16 protein-coding genes are annotated in these 10,108 nt (G+C 29.6%); 9 read left to right on the forward strand and 7 right to left on the reverse strand.

The window, feature by feature from the left end; all coding sequences use genetic code 11:
- Positions 1–346: hypothetical protein (locus tag B4L98_RS08480; protein WP_291051821.1), on the forward strand; the 346-nt coding region annotated here is incomplete at its 5' end.
- Here the strand turns inward: B4L98_RS08480 and B4L98_RS08485 are convergent.
- Entirely contained in the window at positions 343–789 is a 447-nt protein-coding gene (locus B4L98_RS08485) for a hypothetical protein (RefSeq protein ID WP_147279982.1), read from the reverse strand. The two genes, B4L98_RS08480 and B4L98_RS08485, sit on opposite strands and share 4 nt — an antisense overlap.
- Positions 790–812: 23 nt before the next feature.
- A complete protein-coding gene (locus B4L98_RS08490; RefSeq protein ID WP_115000270.1) occupies positions 813–1,295 on the reverse strand; it encodes a hypothetical protein in 483 nt (160 codons plus the stop codon).
- A 505-nt stretch (positions 1,296–1,800) separates the two neighbouring features.
- Between B4L98_RS08490 and B4L98_RS08495 the strand changes: the two genes are divergently transcribed.
- Positions 1,801–2,145: a hypothetical protein gene (locus tag B4L98_RS08495; RefSeq protein ID WP_221854443.1), complete on the forward strand. Its 345-nt coding sequence runs from the start codon at positions 1,801–1,803 to the stop codon at positions 2,143–2,145.
- A 55-nt stretch (positions 2,146–2,200) separates the two neighbouring features.
- On the opposite strand, the gene B4L98_RS08500 is transcribed toward B4L98_RS08495, so the two are convergent.
- Positions 2,201–2,422: a heavy-metal-associated domain-containing protein gene (locus B4L98_RS08500; RefSeq protein WP_038335762.1), complete on the reverse strand. Its 222-nt coding sequence runs from the start codon at positions 2,420–2,422 to the stop codon at positions 2,201–2,203.
- Positions 2,423–2,571: 149 nt separating this feature from the next.
- Between B4L98_RS08500 and B4L98_RS08505 the strand changes: the two genes are divergently transcribed.
- The gene (locus B4L98_RS08505; RefSeq protein WP_291078024.1) at positions 2,572–3,894 is read left to right on the forward strand and encodes a solute carrier family 23 protein; all 1,323 of its coding nucleotides are present in this window, start codon (positions 2,572–2,574) and stop codon (positions 3,892–3,894) included.
- A gap of 66 nt (positions 3,895–3,960) precedes the next feature.
- Here B4L98_RS08505 and B4L98_RS08510 read toward each other — a convergent pair whose 3' ends face one another.
- Complete coding sequence (locus tag B4L98_RS08510; RefSeq protein ID WP_125349352.1) at positions 3,961–5,010, reverse strand: 2Fe-2S iron-sulfur cluster-binding protein; 1,050 nt, start codon at positions 5,008–5,010, stop codon at positions 3,961–3,963.
- Positions 5,011–5,109: 99 nt separating this feature from the next.
- On the opposite strand from B4L98_RS08510, the gene B4L98_RS08515 reads away from it, so the two are divergent.
- Together B4L98_RS08515 and B4L98_RS08520 are read left to right on the forward strand one after the other, a co-directional pair.
- Positions 5,110–5,475: a methylglyoxal synthase gene (locus tag B4L98_RS08515; protein WP_019973715.1), complete on the forward strand. Its 366-nt coding sequence runs from the start codon at positions 5,110–5,112 to the stop codon at positions 5,473–5,475.
- A gap of 110 nt (positions 5,476–5,585) precedes the next feature.
- Positions 5,586–5,981 carry a hypothetical protein gene (locus B4L98_RS08520; RefSeq protein ID WP_125349351.1) on the forward strand — a complete coding sequence of 132 codons (396 nt, stop codon included), beginning with the start codon at positions 5,586–5,588 and terminating at the stop codon, positions 5,979–5,981.
- A 53-nt stretch (positions 5,982–6,034) separates the two neighbouring features.
- Here B4L98_RS08520 and B4L98_RS08525 read toward each other — a convergent pair whose 3' ends face one another.
- The 3 genes from B4L98_RS08525 to B4L98_RS08535 form a co-directional block, all read right to left on the reverse strand.
- Entirely contained in the window at positions 6,035–6,466 is a 432-nt protein-coding gene (locus tag B4L98_RS08525; protein WP_125349350.1) for a hypothetical protein, read from the reverse strand.
- Between the two features lie 94 nt (positions 6,467–6,560).
- Positions 6,561–7,217, reverse strand: coding sequence for an NAD(P)-dependent oxidoreductase (locus tag B4L98_RS08530; RefSeq protein ID WP_125349349.1), 657 nt, complete (start codon positions 7,215–7,217; stop codon positions 6,561–6,563).
- Between the two features lie 53 nt (positions 7,218–7,270).
- Entirely contained in the window at positions 7,271–7,678 is a 408-nt protein-coding gene (locus tag B4L98_RS08535) for an RrF2 family transcriptional regulator (protein ID WP_221854439.1), read from the reverse strand.
- Between the two features lie 108 nt (positions 7,679–7,786).
- On the opposite strand from B4L98_RS08535, the gene B4L98_RS08540 reads away from it, so the two are divergent.
- The 4 genes from B4L98_RS08540 to B4L98_RS08555 all read left to right on the forward strand — a co-directional run.
- Positions 7,787–8,362, forward strand: coding sequence for a Crp/Fnr family transcriptional regulator (locus B4L98_RS08540; protein ID WP_125349347.1), 576 nt, complete (start codon positions 7,787–7,789; stop codon positions 8,360–8,362).
- A complete protein-coding gene (locus tag B4L98_RS08545) occupies positions 8,355–8,954 on the forward strand; it encodes a hypothetical protein (protein WP_219035245.1) in 600 nt (199 codons plus the stop codon). Before B4L98_RS08540 ends, B4L98_RS08545 begins: the two co-directional genes overlap by 8 nt.
- An 80-nt stretch (positions 8,955–9,034) precedes the next feature.
- Positions 9,035–9,790, forward strand: coding sequence for a DUF4241 domain-containing protein (locus B4L98_RS08550; RefSeq protein WP_038335748.1), 756 nt, complete (start codon positions 9,035–9,037; stop codon positions 9,788–9,790).
- Between the two features lie 103 nt (positions 9,791–9,893).
- On the forward strand, positions 9,894–10,108 hold a 215-nt coding region (locus B4L98_RS08555; protein ID WP_291059145.1), incomplete at its 3' end, for a hypothetical protein.

Below are 10,108 nucleotides of genomic sequence, written 5' to 3' on the forward strand. Positions count from 1 at the left end.
TAATCAAAATGCACAACGGGTTGATTCTTCTAACTTTTATCAAATTAAAATTAATTATCAAAAGACAAAACAAAATTTTTATTTGATAGTAAATTCAACTTATTTAATCTTTGCTTGTGTAGAAAAAAATAGATGCTTTGATTTGAAATTTATTGACTTTCCTATTGAATTAATTTCACAATTAAAAGCCGAAGTAAATTCAAGTTTGATCCTTCTAAATCCAAAAGAATTAAATAAAAAAGTAAACATTTCTGATTTAGAATTATTAGGTGAATCAGAAATTAAACAGATCAATTATTGGAAAAGTAAAATACTGGGAGAGATTGTTTTCAATTGTTTTGATTAAACTTTTCGTTTAATAATTTTCTTACGTTTTCTTTTCTTAAAAATAATTCGAATTAGACGATAACCATATGTTACCTTTTTATTTTTTGTGATAATAGGAAATGCCATTGTGCACATCAACGAAATACAAGCAGTTGTACCTAATGCCCCTCCATAACCATTGAAAATTTTGCTCGTATAATGCAATAAAACTGCAAATAAAATTGGAGAAAAAACTAACGAAAAATAACTAATATTTATGGTTGATGATACCATTCCAATGAAAGTTCCGCCAATTACATACAACGGAATATTTTTGGTATAAAACTCTGGTAAAATTGTTGGAAAAAAATAGAAAAATCCACCGACAATCATTGCAATCATTGCAGAGGCACGAACTGGACCTTGTTTGAAACGAATGTTTAATTCATATGTTGTTAATGAAGCAATTATTGAAAACATCATTAATATTAAAAATTCAATAATCATTAGCCAATAATTAATTTAAACAACAACATACTCAACAAAACGCCTATAAATGCTAATGTTCCTAGCTTTCCACCCACACCAACAAATAAAGATTTTGTAGCAAAAAATAACAAGGCAGTAAAAACTCCAGCCGAAATAATCATCCAATAAACATACTGAAAATCAAGCGAAGTCATCCCAATGAAAGCACCACAATAAATTGGTCCTGCAATTTGTTTTAGATATTCTGAACGAGAATTAAACTTCGTTAAAAAAGAACCTAAAGTTCCTATAATTCCTGCAGAAAAAACACCGCCTAAACCTAATTTATTATTGATCAAATATGTAATTATTGCTGCAATAGGAATCCATAAAACCAAAGTTTTACGATCAAAAGAATATTCGTGATGATGCAGTGGAAACTTGCGGTAAACCACAATCAAAAGTAAACAAATTGCAGCAATAATGTAAGGAACAAGATAATGTTCTATTCTTTCGTTCATTATCGAAAATAAAAACAGAAACTGAATTATAAAAATAATCAGTATCGTGACAAATTTTATGATGCGTTTGGTTTGCACAATTATTTTTTGAAGTTGCAAAGTTAGTGACTTGTTTTAACAAAATAGAATAATTTTTATCAGTAAAGTTGTAAAAATTTCTTAAACTTAAGAACAATATGAAAACACTAGAAAATTTGAAATTTCAACATCATTTAACAAAGAATCTATTGAATGATGAATTTTAACAATTCGTGAGTTTCCACAAAAAATTCAGAATGAAATCACCTCTCTTTCAGAACCTAAATTCGAACAATAATATCGTTCTGAAGGCTGCATCAACGTTGGGTTACTTTGTTAAATTCTTTTGTTGAAAGTGATTGGGACAAAAAATTTCGTCATCAGTAAACAAATCTTGCGATTTATGCTTGGAATTGCAATCATCATTTGGCGCATATACAACAAGCTAATAAAAGTTAGTGTATCTTTGCAAAACATAATCTAACTCATGAAATACATCAATTATTTTCTATTATTTTTATCTACAATCATTAGTATTTTTCTGTTTTTTGTAAGCGCTAATCAAATTGAAGTTGTTCCGAATAAAAATGAAGGTTATAAAGGTGAACAAATTATGCTCATTGAAAAATCGAACGATATACAGTTTGTGAAAAATATAGCTGAAACTTCGGTAGATAAATATGATGTAATGTACAATCAATTATCTGATTTTGCAGCAAAAATGAATACTTGGATTATTTTATTATTTATTCTTCAACTTGCTATGGGCGTACTTTTCTTTCTACAATTTCGAAAAAATAAAAAATCTCAAGTCAACACAAGATTAACTTGAGATTATATTGACTTAAACTATCACAAAAAATAAGTCATTCTACCTAAAAAAATATCTATTCCTCAATTAATTCAGCTGAAAAACCAACTTCCTCAATTGTATCAATAATTTCTTCGTCTGTTGCTTGATTAATTTTTACAGACAAAACTTTGTCTGGATTATCAGTATCAACTTCCCAAGCTTCTAAACCATCTAACTTATCTAAAAAAGGTTTCACTTTGCTCACGCAACCACTACAATTTATATTTGTTTTGAATTTTAATTCTTTTGTTTCCATAACTCTTTGATTTTTGTCTTACAAATTTCGATAGAATTGTTCCAAAACCATTTACAAGATTTCGCTAAATAGTTATATGATTTCTATACTTATTAATCGTTTTGAGCTACTTTTGCATTCAAACAAAACAATTTCAATTTCTTTTACAAATGAGTCAACAAAATGACCTAAATATTATCTTAGCGATCGACGAAAAACCGAAGTTAGGACAAGGTATATTATTAAGTATACAGCATCTTTTTGCAATGTTTGGTGCAACAGTTTTAGTTCCTGCTTTGACAGGAATGTCTCCAGCAATTGCATTAATTTCGAGTGGAATCGGAACTTTAGTTTTCATCTTAATTACACGAGGAAAAGTCCCTTCATATTTGGGATCTTCATTTGCTTTTATCAATCCAATTATCGCAATGAAAGCTTTAGAAACAAACCCAGAAAGTGGAATTGCGACAGGAAGTTTCTTGGTTGGTAGTTTTTTGGTAGGAGTTACTTATTCATTGGTCGCACTATTTATAGCAACGGCAGGAACAAAATGGTTAATGAGACTTTTACCCCCTATTGTTGTTGGTCCAGTAATTATGGTAATTGGTCTGGGATTAGCTTCTACAGCAATCAAAATGGTGACAAATAATCCTTCTGGTGAATATGATTTAACCTATGTTATAATTGGTTTTGTTACCTTAATTATCACGATAATTACAGCAATTTTCAGTAAAGGTTTTTTGAGTGTAATTCCAGTTTTGGTCGGAATTATTGGTGGATATCTTTTTGCAATTACGATGGGAGTTGTCGACCTAAATCCTGTTATAGAAGCTAAATGGTTTATGATTCCAGATTTTACCATTCCTTTTGTAGATTACACACCAACTTTGTCTTGGTATGTTATTTTCTTAATGATTCCGGTCGCAATTGTACCAATCGCAGAACATATCGGACATCAATTAGTTTTGAGTAAAGTCGTGAACAAAGACTTAATCGAAGATCCAGGTCTTGATAAATCGATGTTAGGAGATGGTATTGCAACAATGATTGCAGCTTGTTTAGGTGGACCTCCAAACACAACGTATGGCGAGAATATTGGTGTTTTAGCCATTACAAAAGCTTTTAGCATTTATGTATTTATTGGAGCAGCATGTTTTGCTATTTTATTTGGATTTTGTGGTAAAGTTTCAGCTTTATTAAGTACAATTCCAACACCAGTTATGGGCGGCGTTTCTATTTTATTATTCGGAATTATTGCTTCGAGCGGATTAAGAATGCTAATCGAGAATAAAGTTGATTTCAAGATTAAACGAAACCTTATTATTTCCTCTGTTATTCTTATCATTGGAATCGGTGGTGCAGCAATCCACATTGGAGATTTATTTTCTTTAGAAGGAATGGCTTTAGCTTCTATAATTGGAGTTGCTTTAAATTTGATTCTTCCTGGAAGAGAATTTGTCTCATTCAAAGAAATGTTTGATGAAGAAAATTAAATTATCATAAAATAAAAAGACGAAAATTTATAATTTCCGTCTTTTTTTATTAGATATTTTTTGTTCTTAAACTTCGTCAAAATCAATTGCTAAAGTAGCTGTTTTTGGACGAGAAATACACGCTAACGTCATTCCTTCTTCATAATCAGAATCTGTTAATACATAGTTGTCTCCGATATGCACTTCGCCTTCCGTTATCTTACACATACAAGACGAACAGACACCACCTTTACATGAATAAGGCGCATCAATACCAGCGTCTAACATTGTATCAATCAAATTTTTTCCTCTATCCCAAGTCACTTCAGAAGTTTCTCCATCAAGTGTTACAGTAACTTGAACCGTTTGAGGTCCTTCGTCATGTTTTGTAAAAATATCTTCTGTTTTCACTGAAGGATTAAACATTTCGAAATGAATATGTTTCTCGATAATTCCCGCTTCATTGATTTTCTTCGCTAAAGTCAAAATCATTTCTTCTGGTCCACAAACCATTGCTTCATCGACTTCATTGATATCAATAATTTGATTCAAAATTAAATCAAACTTCTTCTCATCAATTCGTCCGTTGTAAATAAAATTCTCTTGATCTTGACGCGTATAGAAATGATGAATAAAAACATTGTTTGGATATTTTTGTTTCAATTCTGTCAAACGCTCTTTGAACATGATTGAGTTTTCATCTCTATTTACATAAAAAATATGAAAATTTACCCATTCTTCAGTCTGCAAAGTAAACTCTAACATACTCATAATTGGCGTGATTCCACTACCCGCCGTAAAAGCTAATAACGTACGTTTTTCGTTTGGTTTTGTTGGAATTGTAAAACGTCCACTTGGTGTAGAAACTTCCAATTGATCACCAACTTTTAGTTCATTTGCTAAATAAGAAGAAATCTTTCCATTTGGTTGAGATTTAACCCCAATGCTCCATTTTTTATCATTAGGAGATTCACACAAAGAATAATCTCTTCGTTCTCCATTAATATTAAGAGTGATATATTGTCCAGGTAAAAAATTGTATTCTTCGTGTAATTCCTCAGGAACATCAAACGAAATTTGAACAGCATCAGCCGTTAATTTTACAATTTCTTTTACTGTTAATAAATTAAATTTCATAGTCGTATACTATTTATAATTCTTAAAACAACTCGTTATTTAAGATTGTTCTGCTAACTTTGTACAAAAGTAAGATTTTAGATTAAATAGAAAAAATATATGGAAATAGCATTGATCGCTCATGATGGAAAAAAAGCTGAAATGGTCAATTTTTTAATGAAACATAAAGAAGCTTTAAACAAAAATAATATCACATTTATTGCTACAGGGACTACAGGAAAGTATGCAGAGCAAACTGGACTAAAAGTAACGCGCTATCTATCTGGTCCTCTTGGTGGTGACGCGCAAATTGCCGCTCGAGTTGTAGAAGGAAAAACAGATATGGTTTTCTTTTTTAGAGATCCGATGGGAAAACATCCGCACGAACCAGATGTAAATATGTTACTGAGACTGTGCGATGTACACAATATCCCATTAGCTACAAACCCAGCGACAGCAGAAATGTTATTGGATCATTTGAAATAATTATTCTTAAGCTAATCTTAAGTTTATTTTGGTTGTTTTGGTGGATAATTTATTTAATATTGAATAGAAATTTTAACTGAATATAAATAACAATTCAAAACCAAATTACAATGAATTTAATTAAAAAAACAGCTATCGCGCTTAGCTTATTTGCATTTACTGGATCTACTGTAGCATTTGCTCAAACTAAAACTCCAACTAAAACTGCTAAAACAGAAATGGCAAAAACAAAGGCTACAACTGATAAAAAAGTAACAGAAACAAAAAAGGATGTAAAAGCAACTACAACTAAGAAAACTGATGCAACTGCTAAAACAGTCAATGACAAAAAAGTAGCTTCAGAAAAAAAAGTGGAGAAAACGACTACTCCAAAAAAAGAAACAAAAACGACTGTAGCTAAAACAACTACTGCAGGGACTTACAATGGACACAAAGTTTATGTAGGACCAAAAGGTGGAAAATACTATATCAACGATAACGGAAATAAAACGTATATCAAACAATAGTTTTTATCCTAATAAAAATAATAAAGGCTGTCTATTTGTTAGGACAGCCTTTTTTAAATTATATTTTTATAATATATATTTTCTGGATTTTGAGGATCGATTAAGATATCGACATCTTTTCCTTTTTTTAAAATCTCATTTGCATTAACATCTCCAAAATATTCAAACTCTGTATAGTAAATTTTCTCATTATTAGGATGTTTATAAAAGACTTCAACTATATAATCTGGCAAATGATTTTCTCCTAATAAACCTCTTTTTATTTCAATAATATGTGCTTTTACTTTTACTCCTTTATTTAATAATCTTGAATGATTTAGGTAATCAAATAAATTGACGAAACCTAAATACCCCATAAACAAACTACAGAACAGAAAAACTACTCCAAGTAGTTGATTAAAAAATACACCAAGATTTAGAAAAGAGCATATTAGAACAAATCCTAAACTTAGGATTAAACTTCCTATTGCGATTGACAATTTCATTATTCTTGTATTTGTTATCTGTTTTTCACAAACCGTACCAAAAACAAAAAATTGTCCTATAAAAATAATTTTATTGTAAATTTACTCAAATATCTTAATAAGCTGCTGTAAATCTGCTTTTTATATGATTTGCATTTTCTATTTCATCTGCAATCACCACTGCAACATCTTCCACAGACAAAATACTACGCCCTTCTGCATTGAAAACTGGTACATCATTGCCTAAACGATATGTTCCTTTTCGCTCTCCAGATGTTCCTTGATGCATTTCTGGCGCTGGAGAAAACATTGTCCAATCCAACTCATTATCTTGTTTCAAGATATTATAATAATCTCTCGCTGCCAAAGCGCCTTGTTTTATTTGTTCAGGAAAATCTGGTGTGTCTACAATTTGTAATTCTTTTTGATCATTCACATACAAACTTCCCGCTCCACCAATAACAATCAAACGCTTTACACCAGCTAATTTAGTTGCTTCTTCAATTGCTTTTGCACCTTTCAAATAATCCTCATAAATATTTGGATTTGCCCAACCTGCATTAAATGCACTTACAACTACATCAGCACCTTTCAAATCTGTCGCCAAAGCCTGTACATCGTTTACATCTAACGCCACTTTTGCTACATTTTTACTATCTAAAACCTTGTCAGTATTTCGTGCAAATGCTTTGATAGATTGATTTCTATTTACCAATTCTTCTACGATATGTGAGCCTACAAAACCTGTTGCTCCAATTACTGCTACTCTCATTTTATTTAATTTTATATTGTAATTAATTTTGTTACATTTAAAGATAAAAAATTTTACTGAAATTCATCAGAAAATTGTTTTAAAGTTTTATGATTTAACGATTTAATTAAATCTGATTCAGCATTATCAAATAATCTTTCAAGATTGTCATTCATTTGTTTACCAACTGGACATTCTGGATTGGTATGATTCATTCGTCCAAAAACATTTTCTTGATTGACAATTTTATACACATCACCTAACAAAATATCAGCAGAATTTTTAACTAAATAAATTCCTCCTTCTTTACCTTTTTTCGAATCGATAAAACCTGCTTCTTTCAAGAATTTTATTTCACGACGAACCACAACAGGGTTCACATTAATACTTCCAGCAATAAAATCAGAAGTAATTAATTGTCCTTTAAATTTTTCAGTCAAAACTAAAATATGAATCGCCGTTGCAAATCTTAAATTATTCATTTCTTTAAATCGATGGGACAAATTTAGTACAAAATTTTCAATTGTAACAAATATTGATACAATTTTATTGATTAATTTCTCTTAAATTTGTTGCACATTCCTATACATATGGAAAATTATAAAAAACATTTATCAAATATTATTGATCTCACAGAAGAACAATGGGTAGAAATTGAAAAATTTTTGGTAGTAAAACACATCAAAAAGAATGAATTTATTTTAGAACCTGGTGAATATTCCGAAGATTATTTTTTTGTTGAATCTGGTGTTATTCGTTCTTATACAATAGATGAAAACGGAAAAGAACATGTTTTACAATTCGGAACAGAAAATTGGATTGTAAGTGATAGAAATAGTGCTTTTTGTAAGCAACAATCAAAGTTTTATATTCAAGCAATAGAAGATTCTACCGTTATTTTATTGAATGAAAAATTAAATAATCTAATCACTCGATTAAATCCAAATTATTTAGCTGCTCAAAATAAATTAATTCAAAATCATGTGCGCAGTTTACAAGATCGTATTAATTTATTACTTGGTGCATCTGCAAAGACTCGTTATTTAGAATTTATGCGTCTTTATCCCAACCAACTTTCTCGCATACCACAATGGATGATCGCCTCATATTTAGGCATCACACCCGAAAGTTTAAGTAGAGTTCGTAAAGAAATAGCACATGGATAGTTATAGTTTTGAAATTTTTGTACCAGAAAAACCTAAAAAAAATAATAAACAAATTGCGAAAGTAATCTTATCATTTCTCGCCGTTACTGTAATTAGTTTTGTGTTTTTGGAGCTGAAAGTTTTTAAAAATCAAACGTATTATTACATTTTTATTGGGCTTTTAGCTACTGCTGTTGCTTATTGGAATGGTTATTTTAAAAGACCTACTACAGAATTGAAAGGTAATTTTGATGGAAAATTGACATTTACAAAAGATACAATTTCTGTAAAGGATCAAACTTTTTCAATCAACGATTTATTTTCTATTGTCATTGATAATGAAGATTACAAAGGAAAAGCTGTAAAAGAATTTGGTGAGTTCGAAAACCCAGAAGGTTCGCACGGAATTAGTAATTTAATTACATTAAAAACAAAAGATAATCAATTTGTTGAAGCTTATTTTTTACAAAAATCATTAAATGAATTTTCTAAAATCGAATCATTTTTAATTCAATATTACAAAAACAATTTACTTTCTGAAGATGATTTAATTTCGATCATGCATTTAGAATATGATATTGATAAGAACGAGTTGAGAAAAAAATTAAGATAATTTAATTTTTCACTAACATATAAAAGTTAAGCTAGTCTCATTATTTAATGTAATTTTGTACCACTTAAAAACAATAATTTATGCAACCAACAGCAGAATGGTTAAAAACTTGGGAATCTAAAAGAGAATTCACTTTAGCTCCTAATGATTTAGAAAAATATTTTACAGATAAAGAAATTGGAGGTGTAGAAATCGACCAAATCGAAATGGGAGAAGTTTCTTTACCATCAGGTAAAATCTTTGTAAATGATCCTTTGGGTGAATATTTATCAATGGACAAAGATCCTTATTTCCTTGAAACGCCAAAAGGTAATTTTCCTGTAACTGCAAGCATCGTAAAATTTGAAGACGATGGTGATGTTGAGAATTTGATTGGTTGTATCAAAGTTGCTTTTACAAACGAAAAACCTGTTCGTTATGAAGAAGCAATGAAAGGAATTGAGTTGATTGACGAATTACAAGAAGGAGAATATTTTGGTTTTTCTATTGAAAGTGGTTTAGCAACAATTGTTGATGCAGAAGCAAAAGATTCTTTTGTAAAGTTTATTGATGAATTCGAAAGTAAAGGTGATGTAAATTTATATGATGATTATTTCAATGCATTATTTGTAGAAAACGCTAAAAATAATCCGAAATATCAATCAGAAGAAGGAGATTGGATCAATTGGACAATTCCAAATACAGAATTCAAATCGCCAATTTTTCAAGCTGGTTTTGGTGAAGGAATTTATCCCGCTTACTTTGGATACAATGAAAAAGGAGAAATTGTTGCATTTTATATTCAATTCATCGATGCTGAATTAGAAGATTCAGAAGATGATGATGAGTGGTTGTAATTAATTTTTTAGATCAAATAAAATTTAAAATCCTTCAAGAAATTGAGGGATTTTTTTGTTTAAAAATATGTATTTTAACATATTGTATATCATATTAAACAGAATGAGAAAACTTCTTATTAGCATATTTATTATAGAAACAATAAGCTGTTCTAAGAAAATTGATTATCAAAATACAATTTCAGCAATAGAATCCAATCAAGATTTATTTGATGATAATTACAGTTTAAGAGGGAAAACTAATATTTTTTATAATGATTCTATCCACTACTTTTATTTGGAATACGATACAATAGAATACCCGTTGTGCATTTTGAT

The sequence above is a fragment of the Empedobacter sp. UBA5528 genome, from assembly GCF_002426075.1.
Taxonomy (GTDB): domain Bacteria; phylum Bacteroidota; class Bacteroidia; order Flavobacteriales; family Weeksellaceae; genus Empedobacter; species Empedobacter falsenii_B.

What these genes read in the sequence shown, in the direction of transcription:
- B4L98_RS08485 (WP_147279982.1), bottom strand. Translation starts at nt 789, where the DNA reads ATGATGTTTTCAATAATTGCTTCATTAACAACATATGAATTAAACATT.
- B4L98_RS08490 (WP_115000270.1), bottom strand. Translation starts at nt 1,295, where the DNA reads ATGAACGAAAGAATAGAACATTATCTTGTTCCTTACATTATTGCTGCA.
- B4L98_RS08495 (WP_221854443.1), top strand. Translation starts at nt 1,801, where the DNA reads ATGAAATACATCAATTATTTTCTATTATTTTTATCTACAATCATTAGT.
- B4L98_RS08500 (WP_038335762.1), bottom strand. Translation starts at nt 2,422, where the DNA reads ATGGAAACAAAAGAATTAAAATTCAAAACAAATATAAATTGTAGTGGT.
- B4L98_RS08505 (WP_291078024.1), top strand. Translation starts at nt 2,572, where the DNA reads ATGAGTCAACAAAATGACCTAAATATTATCTTAGCGATCGACGAAAAA.
- B4L98_RS08510 (WP_125349352.1), bottom strand. Translation starts at nt 5,010, where the DNA reads ATGAAATTTAATTTATTAACAGTAAAAGAAATTGTAAAATTAACGGCT.
- B4L98_RS08515 (WP_019973715.1), top strand. Translation starts at nt 5,110, where the DNA reads ATGGAAATAGCATTGATCGCTCATGATGGAAAAAAAGCTGAAATGGTC.
- B4L98_RS08520 (WP_125349351.1), top strand. Translation starts at nt 5,586, where the DNA reads ATGAATTTAATTAAAAAAACAGCTATCGCGCTTAGCTTATTTGCATTT.
- B4L98_RS08525 (WP_125349350.1), bottom strand. Translation starts at nt 6,466, where the DNA reads ATGAAATTGTCAATCGCAATAGGAAGTTTAATCCTAAGTTTAGGATTT.
- B4L98_RS08530 (WP_125349349.1), bottom strand. Translation starts at nt 7,217, where the DNA reads ATGAGAGTAGCAGTAATTGGAGCAACAGGTTTTGTAGGCTCACATATC.
- B4L98_RS08535 (WP_221854439.1), bottom strand. Translation starts at nt 7,678, where the DNA reads ATGAATAATTTAAGATTTGCAACGGCGATTCATATTTTAGTTTTGACT.
- B4L98_RS08540 (WP_125349347.1), top strand. Translation starts at nt 7,787, where the DNA reads ATGGAAAATTATAAAAAACATTTATCAAATATTATTGATCTCACAGAA.
- B4L98_RS08545 (WP_219035245.1), top strand. Translation starts at nt 8,355, where the DNA reads ATGGATAGTTATAGTTTTGAAATTTTTGTACCAGAAAAACCTAAAAAA.
- B4L98_RS08550 (WP_038335748.1), top strand. Translation starts at nt 9,035, where the DNA reads ATGCAACCAACAGCAGAATGGTTAAAAACTTGGGAATCTAAAAGAGAA.